The organism is Pedobacter sp. SYSU D00535 (assembly GCF_017355855.1).
Lineage (GTDB): Bacteria > Bacteroidota > Bacteroidia > Sphingobacteriales > Sphingobacteriaceae > Desertivirga.
This window is the reverse complement of sequence record NZ_JAFEWD010000002.1, coordinates 522466-543414: the sequence shown is the minus strand read 5'-3', so window position 1 is coordinate 543414 and position 20949 is coordinate 522466. Positions and strand designations below refer to the sequence as shown.

The window sequence follows — 20949 nt, the reverse complement described above, 5'->3', positions numbered from 1 at the left end:
CCTCCACGATATTGGGCCTGTCATCAACTTGAGATGCATTAGTTCTCTACGGCAGACCAGTCAAACAGCGGGTGTTCTGCAGGCGATTTTGCTTTTTCCATCAATGCTCTCAACGCTTTTACCTTAGCGGGATTAGCAGTTGCTACATTTTTTTCTTCACCAACATCTGTTCTCAGATTGTATAGTTCCAGAACTTCAGCTTTGCCTTTTTCCTTAAAGCGAATGAGTTTCCAGTCACCCTGCATGATAGCTTCCTTATGGTTTCCTTCATTAAACTGCCAGTAAAGGTAATCGTGCTGTTTAGCCTGCTTCTGACCTTTTAAGGCATTGGCAAAAGAGATGCCATCAATAGACGAAGGGGTTGCGGTTTGAGTTAAAGAGCCAAGCGTTGGAAGCACATCCCAAAAAGCCCATATGTCATTTCTTTCTTTTCCTGCAGGAACCTTTCCAGGTGCTCTCACTAGCAAAGGAACCCGGATCCCCCCTTCGTATAGGTCTCGTTTTAACCCTTTCAGCGGACCATTACTATCAAAAAATTCAGGATCACCACCTCCTTCCTGGTGAGGACCGTTGTCGCTGGTAAAAAACACGTAAGTATTCTCGTCGATGCCGAGTTGTTTGAGCTGCTGCATTAATCTTGCTATATCCTGATCGAGCCGATACATCATTGCTGCGAAGGCAGCACGTGGCTGCAGCTGGGTGTGATAGGATTCCCCTTTTCGGATATAGGGTTTTTCAGGAGCAAACTTACTAGTTCCGTCCGCATGCTGAAACCGCCTCAGTAAGGTATCTGGCACCTGAAGTTCAGCATGAGGTAAAGTAGTTGAGAGGTACAGGAAAAAAGGTCGGTCTTTATGATCTTGTATAAACGTTAAGGCATTTTCCATGATCAAATCTTGCGTATACTGAGAAGAATCAACTTTTACTTTCGTCAACTTTTTATCTTTCACCTGAAACAAGTGATCAGTAAAATAATAATGGGCATGGCGCTGGAGCAAGTATCCGTAAAATGAGTCAAACCCTTTTAAATGAGGAGCTCCCGGCTCATTTTCTAATCCTAGTCCCCACTTCCCGAACATCCCCGTAACATAGCCGCTTCGTTGCAAATATTCTGCGAGCGTGGTATCCTTTGCACGTAAAGAAACGTTTCCGTTTCCCCGGACGTAAGCGTTCCCCATGTGTTTTCCTGTCATTAGCGATGCCCTTGAGGGAGCACAAACAGTGCTTCCTGCGTAAAATCTGGTAAATTTTGTACCCTCTTGGGCTAGCTTATCAATATTGGGTGTGGAAACAGGAGTTTTAGGATTGTAACTTGATAAATTTCCGTACCCTAAGTCGTCTGCAAGAATGAAAATGATGTTTGGTTTTCCAGCGTCTCTTTGCTGAGCCACAGCAGGTTTAAACATCAGTACACCGGAAAGCAGGAGAACGATTTTATGGAATCTCATAGTAATTTTTAAGGTTATATGGACCCGGGCTAGCCCAGTTCTTTCAAATATAAAAACACCTAGGACTAGTTCTGTCTTGAATACTAGTTTTTTTTAGCAGCTTGTAGCAAATTGATGAGTTGCATCGTCTTTCAATCTCAACTAGTAAAAGTTTTAATCGATTGATTTTTACTATATTGTGACATACTAAATTATCGCAATCACATGAAAAAAGCTGGAAAAATCACTATCTACGTGCTAATTGCAATTTTTATTTTTGCTGGCGCCGGTCTAAGCTATGTTAAATTCGCCCTTCCAGACCTGGAAGAGGCTCCGAAACTGAAAGTTGAATTAACCCCTGAAAGAATTGCGCGGGGGAAATATCTCGCAAACCACGTTGCCGTCTGTATTGACTGCCATTCGACCAGAGATTGGTCAAAGTTCTCAGGGCCACTAGACCCAAAAGGTATTGGAACTGGCGGAGAAAAGTTTGATCATAACGTTGGATTTCCGGGAGAGGTGTATGTACCAAACATCACTCCATACAATTTGAAGAACTGGACCGATGGTGAGATATTCAGAGCAATTACTTCTGGAGTTAAAAAAGACGGTTCAGCAATTTTTCCCATCATGCCCTACAAATCTTATGGCAAGATGGACAAAGAGGATATTTACTCGATCATTGCTTATATCCGAACACTGCCTTCTCAAGCAACTTCGTCTCCAGAGCGAAGCCTTGACTTTCCGTTGAACTTCCTGGTGAATACTATGCCTGAAGAGGCTAATTTGACACCCATTCCTTCCGAAAGTAATCAGCTGGCCTATGGCGCTTACCTTGTTCGATCAGCTGCCTGCCGCGATTGCCACACCAAGCAGGAAAAAGGCGAATTTATGGAGGGGATGGACTTTGCGGGCGGCCAGGACTTTGGTCTACCGGGAGGAAAAGTAACGTCGGCGAACATCACACCGGATAAAGAAACTGGGATTGGCAGCTGGACTAAAGAACAGTTTGTAAGCAGATTTAAGGCACACGAAAATGCTAATGCAGAAAGAGAAGTGAATCCCGGAGATTTTCAAACGATAATGCCCTGGACAATGTATGCCGGTATGAAAGCAACGGATTTGGAAGCGATATATACGTACCTGAGGACCCTGAAGCCGGTTAAAAATCAGGTAACTAAGTTCTCTCCCATGGTAGCTTCAAACTGATTCCTCTCGTTCTTAAAAGCAAAAGCCACTCAAAAATGAGTGGCTTTTGCTTTCAAAAGAAGTTTGACATGATCAACTTACGCCGATGTTTCTTGTAATATCAGATATGAGGTAAGAAGGAATCGAGCCGTTGACCAGCTGCCAACTCTTATCATCATTGTAAGAAAGAGTACCCATATAGGTATCCTCTAAGCTTACCTGATATTCATTTGCGTCTTGCGTAACTACCATTTCGCTGAATTCGCCGTTGGAGAACAAATTCACGTAGATGTTGAACGTTTTCTTCTCTTTATTTTCAGATAAATGTTGATGCATATTAATAATACAACGGGCGCCCCCGTTGGTTTTGCTCCACCAACATTTTTTTTAACTTAAGAAAACCTGCTTTTGAGAGCCGCCAACTTCGTCGCCATATCACTCTCCTGAGGTTTCTTCTCCTTACGTTCTCCTTGTCTCTGCTTCGGTTTCTTAGCCTCCTGCTCCTCTGTTTTCATTGACAACGAAATGCGTTTTCTGTTAACATCAACTTCGGTGACAATAACTTCTACCTTTTGATGAACTTTAACTACTTCGTTCGGATCCTTCACGAAGCGATTAGATAATTGGCTAAGATGAACCAACCCGTCCTGATGTACTCCAATATCGACAAAAGCGCCAAAATTAGTAATATTCGTTACGATGCCCGGCAACTTCATCCCTACCCTCAAGTCAGCAATATCATTAACACCATCTGTAAAACTGAAAGACTCGAATTTTTCGCGTGGATCACGACCCGGCTTAGCGAGTTCCTGAATGATATCTGTCAGTGTAGGCAATCCAACCGATTCACTCGTGTAATTTTCCAGTCTTATTTTCTTTCGCAGCGAATCATCCTTCATCAAATCTCCGACCTGACAATTTAGGTCAGATGCCATCTTCTCCACCAGCGAATACCGCTCCGGGTGAACTGCGCTTGAATCGAGAGGATATTGAGCGTTCCGGATTCTTAAAAACCCAGCCGCCTGCTCATAAGCTTTTTCTCCCAAACGGGGGACTTTTTTAAGGTCTTCTCTTCTTTTGAAAGCGCCGTTTTTATTTCTGAATTCCACTATGTTTTGCGCCAGCTGAGGACCAAGACCCGAGATGTAAGCTAAAATTTGCTTAGATGCAGTATTTAATTCGACGCCAACAGCATTAACACAGCTAATAACGGTGTCATCCAGAGAGCTCTGAAGTTTATTCTGATCCACATCATGCTGGTACTGTCCGACACCAATAGACTTCGGATCAATTTTCACCAGTTCCGCCAAAGGATCCATCAACCGTCGTCCGATAGAGACTGCTCCACGAACTGTAAGGTCTCTATCAGGAAATTCTTCTCTGGCGGCATCTGAAGCAGAATAAATAGATGCCCCACTTTCATTTACCATCACTACCGTGACGTTCCCGAGCTGAAGCCCTCTAACGAAAGCTTCGGTTTCCCGTCCGGCAGTACCATTGCCGATCGCAATTGCCTCTACCTGATGTTTATCCACCAAGTGCCGTACTGTTTTAGCAGCCTCGGCTGCTCCTCCTGCTCCCGTATGAGGGAAAATTGTTGTATTTTCTATTAGCTGCCCCTGTTCGTCCAGGTAGACTACTTTGCAGCCTGTTCTAAATCCCGGGTCAATAGCTAGCGTCCTTTTTTGACCAAGGGGAGCAGCCAGCAATAGCTGTCGGGCGTTTTCGGCGAAAACTCTGATCGCCTCTTCATCGGCTTTTCGCTTGGTGAATAAGCGGATCTCCGTTTCAATCGAAGGCTTAAGAAGTCTTTTATAACTGTCGTTAATAGCTAAGAGAACTTGTTCAGAAGCGCGATTGCTGCTCTTTATGAAGAGCCGATTCAAAAGCCCAATAGCATCTTCCTCCGCAGGGGAGATATCCAGCGAAAGAATAAGTTCCTTCTCAGCACGCCGCATCGCGAGCACCCGGTGAGAAGGTGCAGTTTTCACAGGCTCTGTCCAGTCAAAATAATCCTTATACTTGCTTCCCTCCTCTTCTTTGCCTTCTATAACCTTTGAGGTGAAACTGCCTTTTTCGATAAACAGCTCCCGCATCTGGCCCCGGGCTTCGGCATTTTCATTGATGTGCTCTGCAATGATATCCCTCGCCCCTGCAAGCGCATCTTCTTCAGACTTAACTCCCTTCTCTTCAGACAGGTATCGCTTTGCCTCCAAAACAGGATCAAAGCTCCCCTGTTCCAAAAGCAAATCGGCAAGGGGCTGAAGACCCTTTTCCCTTGCAGCAGAAGCGCGTGTTTTTCTCTTCGGTCTGTAGGGAAGATAAATATCTTCCAGGCTGGTCATTGTTTCAGCCTCTCTTACTAGCTTTTCAAGTTCTGGGCTCAGCTTTCCAAGCTCAATCAGCGATTTAAGAATAGCTTCTCTTCTCTTATCCAATTCACGAAGCTGCTCTATGCGGTCACGAATTGCCGCCACCTGCACTTCATCCAAACTACCCGTCAATTCCTTGCGATAACGAGAAATAAATGGCACAGTAGCACCCTCATCTAATAATCCCACGGTAGTGCTTACTTGCTTCTCTGATAAAGACAGCTCCCCCGCAATTTTTCTAAAATGTAAATTCATCTACTACTTGTCGGTTTCTTCAAGAGTACGAATTTGAAGCTATCTATTCAATATTCAAAAAAAGCTTATCCACATTTAGTTGTCAGGCTTCTTCTTTTCTTCAAGCTGCTCCTCGCTGGGAATTGGGTCCATATTGTCGTTATCACTGACTACCGTTTCAACTCCGTCGCGTTCATCCTGATTTGCGTTATTATTATCCTGCTCGTTTTCTCCCGGTAGATCCAAGTCTTGCTCTCTTTGATTTAATTCCTGATTCATCTTAAACATATTATTTACTTCTATAAAAACTTCCCATGCGATTTTTGTTTCCGGTATCTCAGATTTACTCCATCGAAACGTGCCCCGACTTTCTTTCAGAAATAAATATCACGAGCAACCCGAAAAGTATTACAATGAGCTTCTACGATATCCTGTATCTTGGGAGAATAGCCTCCGCCCATGCTTACCTGCACTGGAACACCCTCTCTACTGCAATACTCAAAAACCATGCGATCCCTCCTTTTGCAGCCTTCCCTGCTCAAACTTAAGTGACCTAATTTATCCGTTGCCAATACGTCAACGCCAGAAAGGTAAAAAACAAAATCAGGCCTTACTGTTGCGAAAAGTTCCGGTAAAGCCGATTGTAAGAGATTCAAATACTCCTCATCTGAAATACCGTTCGCCACGCCAATATCCCAGTCAGACTTTTCTTTATGGAAGGGGAAGTTTTTTTCAGCATGCATCGAGAAAGTAAACACCCTTTTTTCATTTTGAAAAATTTCAGCAGTGCCGTTACCCTGGTGCACATCCAAATCTATTATTAAAATACGGTTGGCTTTACCTACTTCGAGTAAGTAGTTGGCTGCTACTGCCTGATCATTTAACAGACAAAAGCCCTCTCCCCAATTGCTGCCAGCATGATGTGTGCCACCAGCAACATTGAATGCTATACCGAATTCTCTAGCGAAATCACAGCAGGTTATTGTTCCGCCAACAATACGCCGCTCTCGCTCAATTAAAGATTTTGACAAGGGAAAACCGGTACGTCTCTCCTCTTTGGGGCTCAATCTGAGGTCGCGGAGTCGCTCCCAATAATTTTTCTGATGCGTCAGTAGAATGACCTCTTCGGGAACCAGATCCGGAGAAAAAAGGTCAAGCCCGGTGACGAGACCTTCATACAATAACTGTTCAGGAATGAGCTCGTACTTCAACATTGGAAACCGATGCCCTTCAGGCAAGGGGTGGCAATAAGAACTGTCGAATGCTATTTTCAAGCAGACAAAATTAGTACTCCCGCTTAACTTTTTAATTCTTCACCAACCTATTTCTTTGGGTTTGTTATTTCGCGATACATGCACTCGTCTACTACGCTAACTTTCACCATGTTTTTTAAAGGTAGAAAGTGCTAATTGAACAAAAAAGGCTACCCGAACAACGGACAGCCTTACTTTCCTTAATAAATCAATTTTTTATAGTTTCCCTACACCTGATTTTGCAACCACTTCGGCTTTCAGGGCTGTTGTTGAAGTTAACGCGTAATTATAAGGCGGAGTGAAGGTACAGGTTGATGTCGTAGGAACAACGGTCCCGGTAATGCCACTAAAAACGTTTTCCGACAGCTGATAACCGCCCGTCGGAGTCCCGCTGCTGATAATCGGACTTTTTACCGTTTCAAACACGTTTCCTTCTACTTTAACACAGGCACCAACTCGCGAGTCGACCGCAGAGCTTTTTATCTTGAAGAAGTAGTTATTGAACACGTGAGCATTCCCCGATCTAAAAAGAGGCAAGCGCGAACCGATGTTATTATAATAATTATGATGAAAAGTAATCTTTCTGTCGAAAATGTCGCTGTCGCTTGAGCCCACCAGGTGTGTTTTATGATGGTCGTGAAAATAGTTCCAGGAAATAGTAATGTATTCACTGCTGTTTTTTATATCAACTAATCCGTCATATAAATCCTGGTTAGTTTGCACGGCCGGATCAATGGAGTACATCTCACAATGGTCCACCCAAATATTCTTACTTGAACCGCTTATACTTACACAATCGCCACTATTTACAAGAATCTGAGGGCGGCCTTCGTCGCCCAAAGGACTATATACTGCTGGATCTGTTTGATCGGTTATAGACACCAGGCTCATTTTAACATTTCGAATAATGATATTGCTTTTGCTTGATATCGCTAAACCAATTCCATCTAAAAACGCATCCGCCCCCTCGCCCAGAAGAGTCTTGTTATTGTTGATATTGATCCTCCCTCCTTTAGTTCCATTATAAATGCGGCCGTTAACTTTCACAATATATTTGGTAGAACTCTCGAGATAATTCTTCAGCTCAGCAAAGGTGGTAGCTGACACGGTAGTTCCTCCTTCGCCTCCTGTAGTTCCGCTGTTAAGGGTGGCAAAGCCGACAAGCGGAAAGGGGTTTGTGGCGGGTGGATTTGTAGTGGTGGGAGGGTTGGTTGTGGTGGGGGGTGTGGTTGTCCCCGGGCTAGTGGTTGTAGATTCCGGCGCAGTAGCCTCTTTTTTTGTACAGTTTAAAAATAAGTTCGAAGCCAGCAGCGCTGCTGCAATATAAAAAACCTTTCTCTTCATCTCTTCTTGGCGTAAAAAACGTCTATAATAATTGGTTATGAAACGGTAAACTTTGCAACCGTTTGATAAACATACCAAGCTTTCAGAGAGAAAAGAAAGGTTTAAAATAAAATAAGTGTGCAATCGATACCGGAAACGATTGCGGGCCTGTTAAGATCTGGTCTGTCCGTTTCCTTTCACCACCCACTTATAGCTCGTCAGTTCTTCAAGCCCCATAGGACCGCGCGCATGCAGCTTCTGCGTACTAATTCCAATTTCAGCACCTAAGCCGAACTGTGCTCCGTCTGTAAAAGCGGTAGAAGCGTTGGCGTAAACAGCGGCAGCATCAACGGCATTAAGGAAACTTTCAATAACTTCTGCATCTTCTGCGATTATTGCCTCGCTGTGCTTCGAGCTGTAATTTGCGATATGATCAAGTGCTTCGTCCAATCCGGCAGCAGTCTTTACCGACATCTTATAGGAAAGAAACTCTGTGCCGAAATGCTCCGCTGAAGCCGGTTTTAAAAGTTGAGTAGGATATGATTTTGCGAGCACCTCGTACGAACTCTCGTCGGCAAAGATCTCCACATCTGAGGCAGCCAAAGGAGCAGTTAATTCGCCCAAATCTGCCAGCCGGTCCTGATGAATTATCAGACAATCTAAAGCGTTACAAACACTTACCCGCCTCGTCTTCGCATTCTTAATAATAGCCGTTCCTTTTTCCAAATCTCCAGATTTGTCGAAATAGGTATGTACAATGCCAGCCCCCGTCTCGATTACGGGCACCTTCGCATTCTCACGAACAAAATTTATCAATTGCTGGCTACCTCTGGGGATAATCACATCTACATAATCTACAGCGTTCAATAATGCTTCTGTTGCTTTACGATCCGCGGGAAGCAAAGTAGCTGCGCCCTTATCCAAGCCATGTTTTTCAAGAACTTTATGAATGATGGAGATGATAGCTTCATTTGAAAATGAGGCATCGCTGCCTCCCTTCAAAATAGAGGCATTACCCGTCTTAAGGCAAAGGGAGAATACATCAAAGGTAACATTAGGGCGGGCTTCGTAGATCACACCAATAACGCCCATCGGCACCCGTATTTTCTTTATTTCCAGACCATTTTCCAACCCCTTTTCAAGCAATACTTCTCCAAGAGGAGAACTGAGTTTAACCACGTTTCGGATGTCTTTGGCAATATCCTCGATCCGCGCTGGGGTTAACTTCAGTCTGTCATATTTCGGATCTTCAGGACTCATTCGGGCGAGGTCTTTTTCGTTCTCGCCGATCAAAAACGGAATCTCCTGAACTGCTAAGTCTGCTACATCCGACAAAACTGCATTAACCTTTTCTGCAGAAAGTAGTCCCAGCTCCCGGCTAGCTTTCCTCGTATCCTCAAATATTTTATCAAGTTCCATAATCAAATCTCGGGGTTTAAAAATAAATAGTCGTAATGAACCAATGGTCTTTGCTTCTTCTGGCCGATCCGCTCAATTGCTTTATCCGAACCATACTCGGCAATTCCAAGTCCCACCAGCTTCTCATTCTCATCAATTAGCTTAATGATATCTCCTTTATGAAATTCTTCTTTTACTTCAACCACCCCTACGGGAAGCAAGCTGCTCGCTTTTGCGGAGGTCAAAGCCTCTTTAGCGCCGGCATTAATCCGCACCACTCCCTTCGCATAGTTTTCTGAATGGGCAATCCAGCGCTTTTTACTGGACGCATTCTTTCTTGGAAGAAAGCGTGTGTTTACTACTTCGTGATTCAGAAGCCTGGGCAGCACATTTTCTGTTTTACCATTAGCAATATGAACCGCAATTCCCAGTTGCGCAACTTTGTGGGCCATGTGGGATTTCGTCATCATACCGCCTCTGCCGAATTGAGATTTCTGTGTAGTGATAAACGACGAAAAGCCCGAAAGCGACTCCCCTATCTCTTCGATAACCTTCGACTCCTTATTCTTCGGATCGCCGTTATATATACCATCTACATTACTTAATATGATCAGAGCATCAGCATTTAGCATGGATGCGATAAGCCCTGCTAGCTCATCATTATCCGTAAACATGAGTTCGGTAACAGAAATAACATCGTTCTCGTTAACTACTGGTACTACTTCATGCTGCAATAATATGCCGAAGCAGTTTTGCATGTTAGAGTAATGCAGGCGATCCCTGAAATCTTCCTTGGTCACCAAAACCTGGGCGCACACCAGTCCCTTTTTCTCAAAAAGAGCAGAATAAGTATTGATGAGTTTTACCTGCCCGATAGAGGCGAATAGCTGCCTGGTAGCCACGGCATCGTACTTATCCGATACACTTAAAACACTTCTTCCTGAAGCCACAGCCCCTGAAGAAACTACAATCACCTCTCTGCCTTGCTTTTTAATTTCCGCAATTTGATCCACCAAATGGGCTATACGGTCATAGTCAGGCAAGCCGTTCTCCTTCGTCAAAACATTGGAGCCTATCTTAATTACAATACGTTTATAGGATAAGGACATAAGAGGGCTAAAACTAAGAAAAAGGGCCGAAAGGTAAAAGAAAGACCATACCGAATAGGAAATTTGTTTCGCTTTAGCGATGCTACCCCTATTTTTACCCTGATATTTTTCCTATCTTGTGACACCGATTATAGAAACAGTGACGTTCGAAGATTTTAATTTCAATACAAGTTTACATGAAGGACTCCTTAGCATGGGTTATAAGGAGCCAACAGCAATCCAGCAACAAGCAATCCCGGTTATTTTAGAAGGTAAAGATCTAATTGCCTGTGCTCAAACTGGTACCGGAAAAACGGCTTCCTACCTTTTGCCTCTCCTGGAATTAATAAGCCGGGAAGATGAAAATGAGATCAGCGCATTGGTCCTTGCTCCTACTCGAGAGTTGGCTCAGCAAATTGACCAGCAGGTAGAGGGCCTTGCCTATTACGCCGACATAAGTTCGGTTGCTATTTTTGGGGGAGGCGACGGCAAAGTATACGAGCAGCAACGATCCGCAATTCAAAATAAGGTAAACATTCTTATTGCTACACCCGGTCGGCTTATTGCGCATCTCAGCTCCGGTTTTCTCAAGCTTGACCACCTCAAATACCTGGTACTTGATGAAGCAGACCGAATGCTCGACATGGGTTTTCAGGAGGATTTGATGCGTATTATGAGCTACCTGCCTAAAACACGGCAGACGCTGCTGTTTTCCGCGACCATGCCCCCGAAAATCCGGACATTGGCTCGTTCCGTTTTAAATAATCCTGAGCAGATTAATCTCGCACTCTCGCAACCGGCAATAGGTATCGACCAGCAGGTTTACTTTGTGTATGATGAGCAAAAGATACCGCTTATCCAGCATATCCTATCGGAGGGCAAATACAATAGCGGAATTATCTTCGCATCCACCAAGGAGAAGGTGAAAGAACTTTACAAAAAACTCAAAGTGCCTGCTATCAAGGTTCGCTCTTTTCATTCCGATCTAGAACAGGCGGAGCGGGAAGAAATCCTTCTGCAGTTTAGAAACCGACAGATAGCACTACTTATTGGAACAGATGTGATTTCAAGAGGGATTGATGTTGAAGGTATTGAGCTGGTGATCAACTACGACTGTCCTTCGGATCCGGAGGATTATATCCATCGAATTGGTCGCACGGCCCGAGCTGAACGAACAGGAACTGCGATCACCCTGGTTAATGAAAAAGACCAAAGGAAGTTGAAAAATATTGAACGCCTGATAGACCGCGAAGTGCCTAAAGCAACGTTGCCGGAACACCTTGGTGAACCTCCAGTATTTAAACCGGTCGAAAAAAAGAAAAAAAGCGGTAACCAAAAGCACAAGCGATTTTTCAAGTCGAAAAATCAAAAAGCCAGGCAAGGATCTTAGAAATTCAAAACCCTATTGGTTTAGAATTGTCTCCTGTCTAAAGCCTGCTTATGAAAATGACAGATCCGGATGATGAATCATTGATAGATGATTCTCCATTGAATAATGAAAATGAATCGGGCCTCGAGCAAGGATCATTGATTGACGACTCGCCATTGAATGATGGAGATGACGAGCCTACAGATTTACCAACCTTCGCACCTCCGGATTAAGGAGTGTGCATTCTTGCGAGACTTAGGTTGCTTGCTACACTTTCAAGTATAGCGCCAACCCTGTCTTTCAATTCTGTAGGAGTCACTATCGTGGCCTTATCGCCGTACATTAAAAACCAGCGAGCGAAGGCTTCGAGATGAGCCGTGAGAAAGCTCATCTCCACAAAATCATCTTTTTCAGTCTCTGAAACAAACCCGTGATAGTACTTTTGGCTCTCAAGGAATAGATGTGTCCGCTTTTCTACCTGTATCACTACTTCCTGTAGTTCCCTATCCTCATATAGCTGCTCTAAATATTTTCTCAGAGATGGATGTTCTTTATGAAAACCCTCATCGGTGATCTTTAAATCACTTATCCGGTCGAGTCGGAAGTCTCGGTAGTCGTTCCTCATTTTGCAGAACGCGAACAAATGCCAGAAACTATCCAGATAGAACACCCCTACGGGTTCGATGCACCGTTGAGTAAAAGTTTGACGGTAGTGGGTAAAGTAATTAATTGCAAGTACTTTTCTCTCCGCGATACTCTTTAGAATTGTCTGAATAAAGCCGAAATCTGCAATCCCTTCCGACTGCCTCCTCGACTTTAGCACCTCAATATGCGCGTCCAGATTTTCCAGAAAATCACGTTCGGAAGTACGGAGAACGGCCTTTATTTTGTACATGGCCGATTTATAATTACTACTGGTAGACGTATCGGTAAGTTTTTCAACTAACTTTTCGGCCGTTAGAAAAGCTATAGCTTCTTCCCGGGTGAACATTACAGGTGGTAGTCGATAACCTTCTACGAGAGAATAACCGAGCCCGGCCTCCCCGATTACCGGCACTCCTGCTTCCTCCAGGGCCTTCACATCCCGGTATACGGTGCGTAAACTGATACCGAACCTATCTGCAATTTCCTGAGCTTTTACTACTCTTCGGGTTTGCAGCTGAATCAAAATAGCCGAGATACGATCAATGCGATTCATAACAGCAAGTTAACTGATACAATTGGTTTAAAGAAACAAAAAGGCCGATGACTTATGCATCGGCCCTTGTATTTTCTTCAGGATAAGAACTACTCTTTCTCTTTCTTAGTGCTGTAACTCCAGACTTTCTTCTTGTAGTCCTGAATACCTTGTTCTATTCTTTGTGCCTCCTTCTCTTGTTCTGAGGCTTCCTTCGCATAGTCAGCGATTCTTTGGCCTGAGGGAGTAGATTCCCGTATGATCTTTCCAACAAACTTTCTTTGAACGAAGTAATCGTCCATGCTCATATCTTCAAAGTCGGGGTTCAGGTCAGAAATATTTTTTGAAGCAAAAACGGCTCTGCAATGTGGGAAATATAGCCAGAAAGCCGGCGTTGTTAGAGTAGAGTCGGCCACTCCCTGAATCTCCAATTTCATTAGGGGCGCAATACCAATAATCCTCGTCTCTACTTTCGAGCGCTGCTTATCATAAAAAACATCTTCTTTGATTCTGAATTTTACGATCTTCTCGGGGTTGAACTCGCTCGCCATTTGGGCCCATTCTATAGCATTACCCTGATCATCAAATTTAACTGGTACCGAAACGCTATCTCCTTTTAAAGTTTTTTCAGCTTCAGCAATAGTCAATGGCTTTTTAAAAGAGTCGTCAGACGGATCAAAAACACGGATCTTTTTGTTTTTAATACCTTCCAGAAGCATGTTTATAAGCTCATTACCTGGAGAAGCGAGCACCTGGTTCTGCTCCTGACGCACATCAATATCTCTCCAAATCCGTTTATAAAATTTAACGTTTACAGGATTTACTTGTGGATAATCAAACGGGCTTGCTTTCTCGAGAACATTGTAGCTTGAAAAGCCGTCGACTACCGGTGGCAAGGAATCAAGTTCATCCTGGGCAAGCACCGACAAGGCCGAGACTGCAAATAATACTGTGAGTAACCTTCTTTTCATATCTCAAAAAATCTTAGTTCTATTTAATGCTTGCTGACTTCAAATCTTCTTTTTGTTCTTTAGCCTTGCCCTTCTTGCCTCCCTTGCTCTTGGATTTTTTCTTGCTTTCCTTCACGCTATCCAGAGATTTCCGGGTGCGCACCTGATCTGTTACCACTTCAAGCGCAGACATCACACAGCGAAATCCGATGTAGGAATGCGTTGCATCCTGCTGCTCGTAATTCCTGGTTACATAATCCAGTAGCTTCCCGCTGTCCTTCCAAGAACCTCCACGAACTACTTTCCTCTTCATTGCCACTGGAGCAGTATCATCTGCATCGTATTGAAGCACCGGGTTCAGGTCATGAACAAATTCCAGAGCAGAAGGACTGAATGCATCTAAAGTCCACTCGGAAACGTTACCGCCCATGTTGTAAAGCCCAAAGGCATTTGGTGCATACGTCTTAACAGGCAATGTAAAAGTTGAACCGTCAATAGCATACTCACCTTCTTCCTGCTTGAAGTTCACAAGAATTTGTTCTTTTTTGCTCTTTTTATCTGTATAAGTTACTAAAGCGTTTCTTAAAGAATCAGTTTTTTCAGGTCTGCTGATACCAGAGGCAGCATATTGCCATTGAGCCTCAGTAGGAAGATTATAAGTAAGGTTATAATCTCTTAAGTAGTTGTTCTTTTTGATCAGATCGGCCTGGGCTTTTCCTCTCCAGTTACAATATGCCCGGGCTTGTTTCCAATTTACGCCGACCACTGGATGGTGATTGAACGACTTGGTATTGTAATAATTTTCAGCCATTATCTCCATTTGGGAATTTGGAAAATCGTTTACCCAAACACCCGTCTCGGGGATAATGCTTACACTTTCCTTCGTATATTTTCCGGTGTTCGGACCACTAACTGGTCGGAAATAGTAAGAGTATTTCACCAGCTCCTTATTCAAAATATACTTGCCACCCTCTTCCACTATCAGTTTTGCAGCAATTAATTTCGACTGTATATCAGAATTAGAACTTTGCCACAAGGCGGTTTTTCCTCTGCCTCTTATTTTCTCCCAGTCGATTTGTTTTACCGCAGCAGCTCCAAGATCCTGCGCACCCTTCTTACCCCTTGTGCGGCCTTTCTGCTTCACAAAATATTTCTCGTCTTTAAGAATATCGGTAACTGCAATCGAGTCCGCTACCCAGTTTACAAATTCCCTGTATTGAAAGTTCGTCACCTCAGTAGCATCCATAAAGAAAGGACTCAAGCTTACCTTTCTGGTTCCTTCTGTTTCACTCTTATATAAGATGGTACCGGACGGAATATAAACCATTCCCGGAGGAGCAAAAACGGTTTTCCCCCTCGAGGCGTTCACGGTGGGAGGTTCATAGAAGTCGGTCGATTTGCACGAGGTAAGAAACGCAGAAAGTAGTACAATTGTCCTGAACGACAATTTAAATAGCGTGTTGGTTTTCATCAAGGCTGATCTTTTACTCAAATTTTAATAAGGTTAAATCCAAACTCCTTCTTTTCGGAAAAACTTAAAATAATAACCGTAAAGAATATTAATCTCTTGCGAAGTTAAGTTTTTTTTAAAACTTTCATATTAATTTTTAATCATCGTTAAAAATATATAAACAGGAACAAAGGTCTTTGGCATTAACACTTCCTTCAAGGTAAGGGAACTAGATTCCCTGCTCTTTGAAGGCATATGTGTATGAAGTACGAGAAAACGTGTGCATACGTGACGAGAAATATGAGAAAACGAAGAAGCAAGTTTTAGAATTTCACAAAAAGATGATGTTCGTATGATAGGCTCAATGTCTTTTAAAACTAATTTCGAAGAAAAAAAATTTCAATGAAAAGATTTGTAACACTAGCTATTCTTGCTGTAGGTTTATCAGCAATGACAGCTGATGCTCAAGGCCTAAAAATGCCTCAACCAAGCAGTTCACAAACCATCTCTCAAGATTTTGGACTTGGTAAAATTACAATCAGCTACTCCCGCCCGAATGTAAAAGGTCGTCAGATCTTTGGTGACCTTGTACCTTTCGACAAGGTTTGGAGAACAGGGGCGAATTCGGCTACGCTGATTACTTTCACTGATGAAGTTAAAGTTCAAGGTCAGACATTGCCTGCAGGTGAATACGGACTTTTCACTATCCCTGGTAAAAATGAATGGACCATCATTTTCAATAAGTCAGCCAAGCAGTGGGGATCTTATAGCTATAACCAGGCGGAAGATGTACTTCGGGTTAAGGTGAAGCCAGAAACATTGAAGGAAAAGGCGGAGACTTTCTCTATACAATTTGCTCAAGTTTACCCTACAGCCGCTCAACTTGAATTGAAATGGGCCAATACCTTAGTGTCCGTTGGCATCACTACTGATATTGACAGTCGTGTGATGGCAAATATCGAAACGGCCATGCAAGGTGAGAAAAAACCTTATTTTCAGGCAGCAAACTATTACTTTGAAAATGGCAAGGACCTGAAAAAGGCACTTGAGTGGGCAAGCGCAGCAGAAGCCGCAGAGCCGAAAGCGCCCTGGATAAAGCTACTGAAAGGTAAAATCCAGCTAAAAGCCGGAGATAAGCAAGGAGCTGCAGCAACAGCAACAGCCGGTTTACAACTAGCTAAAGAAATTAACAACGAAGAATACGTTCGTTTGCATTCAGCATTATTAGCCGATGCTAAAAAATAGTCTTCTTAAAGATCAGCCGCTGGTAGAAATATCAGCGGCTTTTTTATTGAATAACTGCAAAAGCCAGGCGAGTACCACTACCAGCAAACAGCCTATTACGTTGAGCCACAGATAGGCGACAACTTGAAAATATCCGCATAAGCATACTATAATTTCTGCTAGTATAGCAGCAAAGAAAACTGCCCGCCCCCCTATTCTCTTTAGAAAGAAAGCTACCAGAAAGACGCCTAAAATAGTTCCATAGATGTAGGATCCAAGAATATTTACCGCTTCTATCAAATTGCCTAGTTTACTAGCATACAGTGCCATCCCGATACAAACAAGTCCCCATACTACCGTAAATAGTCTGGATACGCGAAGGTACCTGTCCTCGCTCCCCTCTGTATTGATCAGCCTTTTATAAATATCCACCACCGAAGTAGAAGCTAATGAGTTTAAAGCACTTGCCGTAGAACCCATGGAAGCAAGAAATATAATTGCAATTAGTAGACCTATCAGCCCTTTAGGCATATAGGTGGTAACAAAATTCAGAAAAATGTAATTGTTATCATTTACTTCTGCATCCGAATCATTTTTCTTCATCAATTCAGTGATCTCCCCGCGGATTCTTTTTATCTCCTTATCAGCAGATTGCAACGCAATACGTTGTTGATTGATAATAACTTCGTCATTGCCATCCAGGGCTTGATTCAACAGCTGTACTTGCTGCTCTTTAAAATCAAATACTTTTGAGAAGTCGTCTTGTAATTGTCTTAACTCAGGTTCAAACCTGCTCTTTTCAAGCTTAGCCAGTTCGACTTTGTTAAAGAATATAGGAGGTTTTTCAAACTGATAGAACGTGAATACCAAAACTCCTATTAAAAGAATCAGAAATTGCATGGGAATTTTCACGAGTCCATTCATCAACAGTCCTAGCCGACTTTGACCTACTGAAGCGCCGGTCAAATACCGCCCTACCTGGCTTTGGTCGGTTCCAAAATAAGAGAGTTGTAGAAAAAAACCTCCGATAAGGCCACTCCATAAAGTATACTGATTATTCCAATCGAAAGAAAAGTCAATAGCCTCGGTCCGCCCCATTTTACCCGCAATATCAATCGCTCGTGTAAAACCAACTGTTGGAGGGTACAACTGAACAACTATCACCCCTGCAATGAACAATCCGGAAAAAATAATGGACATCTGCAACAATTGGGTGTATGAAACTGCCTTTGTTCCTCCGTAAACGGTATAACATATTACTAGGCCGCCTATAAATAAAGTAGTGTAGGTAGTATCTATATTTAAGATGGTAGATAAGATGATTGAGGGAGCATAAATCGTTATTCCGGTAGACAAGCCTCTTTGAATCAGAAAAAGAAAGGCCGTCAGAGCTCGCGTCCGTAGGTCAAACCTCTGTTCCAGATACTCATAAGCGGTATAAACCTTTAAGCGATGAAAAACCGGGACAAATGCAACGCAAAGAATGATCATGGCAAGTGGGAGGCCGAAGTAAAACTGCACGAAGCCCATTCCGCTTGAATAGGCCAAACCTGGCGCTGAAAGAAAGGTGATAGCACTTGCTTGCGTGGCCATCACTGAAAGGCACACATGATACCAAGGTAAAGACTGGTTACCCAGCAAATAGCCTTCTATATTTTTTGTTCCTCTGCTTTTATACACTCCATAGAGCACTATAGCCAGCAACGTAAATACCAGGACAAACCAGTCTATTGTACTCATCTAAAATACTGTGTAAAAAGGTAAAAAAGACCAATAAGTACAATCAGCCAGATAACTAGTAGCATGTAGAACTGACTCCAACTTTTGACGAACGGCGGCAACTCCTGCTTATTTTCTTTCACCTTTTTCTTTTGATATCAGGTTAGTAAATATTCGGTATGCCCCAGGAACGCCGGCTGGAAGCTGTCTGAAAAAAGACAGGGAACTATAAATGAAGCGCCCCTTTCCATAGTCCGCAATCAGTAGAGCTCCCCTATTAGCTTGTTCACCTGAATCAGCCATCACTAAAGGCGTATAATATCGTTGATCGATGTCACTGGCAAAGTACAAGCCTCTTTCCTGAACCCATCCCTTGAAATCGTCTTCGGTTATGCGGTTTGGATAGGTGAAGAACCTGGTGTTCGAGTCGTTCAGAACTACCGGAGCATCTTCTTCAGTTACCCGGCTTCTGCTTAAGCTAAAAGGATACGGCCCTAACTGACTTACCATTAAAGGGTTGCTGACGTTATACTGCACAAGAAGAATCCCTCCATCCTTCACATAATCCATGAGCTTTGCCTGCACAACTTTGGCCTGCTCACTCACATTATAAAAGCGGACTCCGGTTACAATCGCATCGAACGTGGAAAGATCTATGTTCGGAATTTGCTCCGCCTGAAGCGTAACTACCTCGTAGCCGATCTGTTTAAGCGACTCCCCTACCAAATCCCCCGCACCCGCCAGATATCCTAGCCTTTTCCCTGACAAGGCTACGTCGATATTTTCTGCCCGGGCCTCCGCTGGTGGAAACAGCACTTGCTCAGGAATGTGCTCATAATGAACAACCTTGAGGCTTCTGTCAAAGGTCGTCCCTTCAGAAGTTATTACCTTCAATTCAATTTTACCGTTAGTATTTTTTGAAGGAACTATTTGAAATTCATAGAATCGCGTGTCTCCCTTCCTTGCGAATTTGAACTCATGCTGCCTTGGAATAGCTTTCCAACCATGAGGAAGTACTGGTTTCACTATCCCTGATACAGTATCCCTAAAACTCTTCAGTTCGACCTTTATCGCCTTCGCTTTCCCATTTTGAAACAAGTATGCTTTTTCAGGAAGCGTGGCTGTAACATCAGGTGCTATTACCAAAGGCTTATAGACCTCTCCACGCACCTGGTCTACGTACTTGTAAATCACGGGCCGCAAAACGTGCAAGGTTTCCTTCCCGACCCGCAGTGCAAAGGCGGCTTGATAGGCCGGTTGAGCCTCGGGCAAGCCAATTTCCTGTTGATTCGCAACCTGATATATCCCAATAGGGTGGTCCTGGCGTAACCAGTAGGGATGCGAATATTGAACATCTTTTTTAAAAACCTTAACGGATACAGTTTTCAACTCGTTAGGGCGTAAAGGAATGTCCCCTGATCTGCTTAGCTCCTCCGAGAAAGAAACGCGATAAGGAAAGTCGTCCGGTACTCTCGCAATTACCTGTAACCGAACCGGAATAGAGTCAGAAGCACTGTAGGAGGACTCAACTGCGCTTGCCTCAAGCCATACTCCAGCACAAGCTAAAATTAATTCATCCACAGCCCTTTGCTTGAACCGAGCTTCGGGGCTTGCGGAAATCAGCTGTCTCAACTTGAGCAGATCGCTGACGGACTTCGACGGGTCCTTATAATCAAATTCGTTATTTAATTTTTGAATCAAGGCATAGATCCTTTCCGCCCCTCTGACTCGTTTCCACGAGATGTCAACCCCGTCAAAAAGATCAGTTTTAGTGGGTTCGCCGGCGAGGTGATAGAAATACTCGTAAGCTTCTCCTCTTTGAAGTGCGCTTCCAAAACCCTGACTCTTATGCTTCGTACGACTTTCTGCTGCTATTTCACCGTAGCTTTTTCCTATAAGAGGATTGTAAAGGCCCACGTTTATCTTCAGTTGGTCTTCTGCAGTTGTATTGTTTCCACCAAAATTAAAAGTATTCCACACGATTCTCTTCGCCTGCCACGGCTTCACGTATTTAAGTTGCTCAGGAAAAGAAAGCGGATCCGCTGCAGCCTTAAAGGCTTCCTGCGCAAGAAGAGAGGAAGCAGCATGATGTCCATGGCCTGCTCGGGCATCCCCTGGAAAGCGCGTAATAATTACGTCCGGTTTGAACTGGCGAATCACCCAAACTACATCACTAAGGATCTTTTGCTTATCCCAAATCCGAAAAGTTTCGTCGGATGTTTTAGAGAAACCAAAGTCGTTAGCCCTGGTAAAAAACTGTTCAGCTCCATCAACACGGCGTGCCGCTAAAAGCTCCTGGGTCCTGATAACTCCCAGTAGTTCTGCCTGCTCATTACCTATCAGGTTTTGTCCACCATCTCCTCTTGTTAAGGACAGGTATCCCGTACGCAGTTTGCGTTCCTTCGCCAGGTAGGTTAATAGCCGAGTATTCTCATCATCGGGATGGGCTGCAATGTATAATACATTTCCAGCTACTGCCAGCTTTTCCAGTTCAAGTTTTATCTCAGAGGAGTTCGGTTGAGATGTCTGCGCACTCAGGGAAAAACCCAGTAGAAGCAACAGTGCTGAAAATCTAATTTCTCGAATCATACTTAAAATCCAACGAAAATAGCGAAAATGAAAAAGGTTGCGTCATCAGTAATAATCCATTTACATTTTTTAACCCAGGCCTAACAAACACGGGCTCTATTTTTATTTTATTTCCCCGAGGTTAAGTATAAAAAGGTTAAACCACCAGAAACAGAGACTGTTAAAACTTTGACACATTAATTTATCTA

17 protein-coding genes are annotated in these 20949 nt (G+C 43.5%); 4 read left to right on the top strand and 13 right to left on the bottom strand.

The genetic code is table 11. The features are described 5' to 3' along the window. Nucleotides 1-38 precede the first annotated feature (38 nt). The gene (locus tag J4N23_RS06925) at nt 39-1448 is read right to left on the bottom strand and encodes an arylsulfatase (RefSeq protein ID WP_207426291.1); all 1410 of its coding nucleotides are present in this window, start codon (nt 1446-1448) and stop codon (nt 39-41) included. 204 nt (nt 1449-1652) lie between these two features. Here J4N23_RS06925 and J4N23_RS06920 point away from each other — a divergent pair, with 204 nt between their 5' ends. Beyond that, on the top strand, nt 1653-2636 hold the full coding sequence (locus tag J4N23_RS06920) for a cytochrome C (protein ID WP_207426290.1): 984 nt from the start codon (nt 1653-1655) through the stop codon (nt 2634-2636). 72 nt (nt 2637-2708) lie between these two features. Here J4N23_RS06920 and J4N23_RS06915 read toward each other — a convergent pair whose 3' ends face one another. The 7 genes from J4N23_RS06915 to proB all read right to left on the bottom strand — a co-directional run bounded on the left by J4N23_RS06915 (nt 2709) and on the right by proB (nt 10304). Continuing rightward, complete coding sequence (locus tag J4N23_RS06915; protein WP_207426289.1) at nt 2709-2951, bottom strand: hypothetical protein; 243 nt, start codon at nt 2949-2951, stop codon at nt 2709-2711. 56 nt (nt 2952-3007) lie between these two features. Then, nucleotides 3008-5242 (bottom strand): Tex family protein, encoded by a 2235-nt coding sequence (locus J4N23_RS06910; protein ID WP_207426288.1) that lies wholly within the window; start codon nt 5240-5242, stop codon nt 3008-3010. Between the two features lie 75 nt (nt 5243-5317). Then, nucleotides 5318-5500, bottom strand: coding sequence for a hypothetical protein (locus J4N23_RS06905; RefSeq protein ID WP_207426287.1), 183 nt, complete (start codon nt 5498-5500; stop codon nt 5318-5320). 95 nt (nt 5501-5595) lie between these two features. Further along, nucleotides 5596-6435, bottom strand: a complete 840-nt coding sequence (locus tag J4N23_RS06900; protein WP_207426437.1) for a histone deacetylase — start codon at nt 6433-6435, stop codon at nt 5596-5598. Between the two features lie 255 nt (nt 6436-6690). After that, a complete protein-coding gene (locus J4N23_RS06895) occupies nt 6691-7818 on the bottom strand; it encodes a polysaccharide lyase family 1 protein (RefSeq protein WP_207426286.1) in 1128 nt (375 codons plus the stop codon). A 150-nt stretch (nt 7819-7968) separates the two neighbouring features. After that, complete coding sequence (locus tag J4N23_RS06890) at nt 7969-9216, bottom strand: glutamate-5-semialdehyde dehydrogenase (protein ID WP_207426285.1); 1248 nt, start codon at nt 9214-9216, stop codon at nt 7969-7971. Between the two features lie 2 nt (nt 9217-9218). Further along, a complete protein-coding gene (gene proB / locus J4N23_RS06885; RefSeq protein ID WP_207426284.1) occupies nt 9219-10304 on the bottom strand; it encodes a glutamate 5-kinase in 1086 nt (361 codons plus the stop codon). A 139-nt stretch (nt 10305-10443) separates the two neighbouring features. On the opposite strand from proB, the gene J4N23_RS06880 reads away from it, so the two are divergent. Continuing rightward, on the top strand, nt 10444-11673 hold the full coding sequence (locus J4N23_RS06880; RefSeq protein WP_207426436.1) for a DEAD/DEAH box helicase: 1230 nt from the start codon (nt 10444-10446) through the stop codon (nt 11671-11673). Between the two features lie 50 nt (nt 11674-11723). Then, the gene (locus J4N23_RS06875) at nt 11724-11885 is read left to right on the top strand and encodes a hypothetical protein (RefSeq protein WP_207426283.1); all 162 of its coding nucleotides are present in this window, start codon (nt 11724-11726) and stop codon (nt 11883-11885) included. On the opposite strand, the gene J4N23_RS06870 is transcribed toward J4N23_RS06875, so the two are convergent. The 3 genes from J4N23_RS06870 to J4N23_RS06860 all read right to left on the bottom strand — a co-directional run bounded on the left by J4N23_RS06870 (nt 11882) and on the right by J4N23_RS06860 (nt 15250). Beyond that, complete coding sequence (locus tag J4N23_RS06870) at nt 11882-12850, bottom strand: YafY family protein (protein ID WP_207426282.1); 969 nt, start codon at nt 12848-12850, stop codon at nt 11882-11884. The two genes, J4N23_RS06875 and J4N23_RS06870, sit on opposite strands and share 4 nt — an antisense overlap. 89 nt (nt 12851-12939) lie before the next feature. Further along, a complete protein-coding gene (gene gldN, locus J4N23_RS06865) occupies nt 12940-13800 on the bottom strand; it encodes a gliding motility protein GldN (protein ID WP_207426281.1) in 861 nt (286 codons plus the stop codon). Between the two features lie 19 nt (nt 13801-13819). Further along, entirely contained in the window at nt 13820-15250 is a 1431-nt protein-coding gene (locus J4N23_RS06860; RefSeq protein ID WP_207426280.1) for an SUMF1/EgtB/PvdO family nonheme iron enzyme, read from the bottom strand. A 381-nt stretch (nt 15251-15631) separates the two neighbouring features. On the opposite strand from J4N23_RS06860, the gene J4N23_RS06855 reads away from it, so the two are divergent. After that, the gene (locus tag J4N23_RS06855) at nt 15632-16474 is read left to right on the top strand and encodes a DUF2911 domain-containing protein (protein ID WP_207426279.1); all 843 of its coding nucleotides are present in this window, start codon (nt 15632-15634) and stop codon (nt 16472-16474) included. 12 nt (nt 16475-16486) lie between these two features. On the opposite strand, the gene J4N23_RS06850 is transcribed toward J4N23_RS06855, so the two are convergent. Together J4N23_RS06850 and J4N23_RS06845 are read right to left on the bottom strand one after the other, a co-directional pair. Next, on the bottom strand, nt 16487-18193 hold the full coding sequence (locus tag J4N23_RS06850) for a sodium:solute symporter (protein WP_207426278.1): 1707 nt from the start codon (nt 18191-18193) through the stop codon (nt 16487-16489). 108 nt (nt 18194-18301) lie between these two features. Continuing rightward, a complete protein-coding gene (locus J4N23_RS06845; protein ID WP_207426277.1) occupies nt 18302-20761 on the bottom strand; it encodes a PIG-L family deacetylase in 2460 nt (819 codons plus the stop codon). Between the last annotated feature and the right edge of the window lie 188 nt (nt 20762-20949).

Bases quoted from the DNA above. Each gene is read 5' to 3' on its own strand.
- J4N23_RS06870 (WP_207426282.1), bottom strand. From the start codon at position 12,850: ATGAATCGCATTGATCGTATCTCGGCTATTTTGATTCAGCTGCAAACC.
- J4N23_RS06875 (WP_207426283.1), top strand. From the start codon at position 11,724: ATGAAAATGACAGATCCGGATGATGAATCATTGATAGATGATTCTCCA.
- J4N23_RS06860 (WP_207426280.1), bottom strand. From the start codon at position 15,250: ATGAAAACCAACACGCTATTTAAATTGTCGTTCAGGACAATTGTACTA.
- J4N23_RS06855 (WP_207426279.1), top strand. From the start codon at position 15,632: ATGAAAAGATTTGTAACACTAGCTATTCTTGCTGTAGGTTTATCAGCA.
- J4N23_RS06915 (WP_207426289.1), bottom strand. From the start codon at position 2,951: ATGCATCAACATTTATCTGAAAATAAAGAGAAGAAAACGTTCAACATC.
- J4N23_RS06905 (WP_207426287.1), bottom strand. From the start codon at position 5,500: ATGAATCAGGAATTAAATCAAAGAGAGCAAGACTTGGATCTACCGGGA.
- J4N23_RS06910 (WP_207426288.1), bottom strand. From the start codon at position 5,242: ATGAATTTACATTTTAGAAAAATTGCGGGGGAGCTGTCTTTATCAGAG.
- J4N23_RS06890 (WP_207426285.1), bottom strand. From the start codon at position 9,216: ATGGAACTTGATAAAATATTTGAGGATACGAGGAAAGCTAGCCGGGAG.
- J4N23_RS06920 (WP_207426290.1), top strand. From the start codon at position 1,653: ATGAAAAAAGCTGGAAAAATCACTATCTACGTGCTAATTGCAATTTTT.
- J4N23_RS06895 (WP_207426286.1), bottom strand. From the start codon at position 7,818: ATGAAGAGAAAGGTTTTTTATATTGCAGCAGCGCTGCTGGCTTCGAAC.
- J4N23_RS06850 (WP_207426278.1), bottom strand. From the start codon at position 18,193: ATGAGTACAATAGACTGGTTTGTCCTGGTATTTACGTTGCTGGCTATA.
- J4N23_RS06925 (WP_207426291.1), bottom strand. From the start codon at position 1,448: ATGAGATTCCATAAAATCGTTCTCCTGCTTTCCGGTGTACTGATGTTT.
- gldN (WP_207426281.1), bottom strand. From the start codon at position 13,800: ATGAAAAGAAGGTTACTCACAGTATTATTTGCAGTCTCGGCCTTGTCG.
- J4N23_RS06900 (WP_207426437.1), bottom strand. From the start codon at position 6,435: ATGTTGAAGTACGAGCTCATTCCTGAACAGTTATTGTATGAAGGTCTC.
- J4N23_RS06845 (WP_207426277.1), bottom strand. From the start codon at position 20,761: ATGATTCGAGAAATTAGATTTTCAGCACTGTTGCTTCTACTGGGTTTT.
- proB (WP_207426284.1), bottom strand. From the start codon at position 10,304: ATGTCCTTATCCTATAAACGTATTGTAATTAAGATAGGCTCCAATGTT.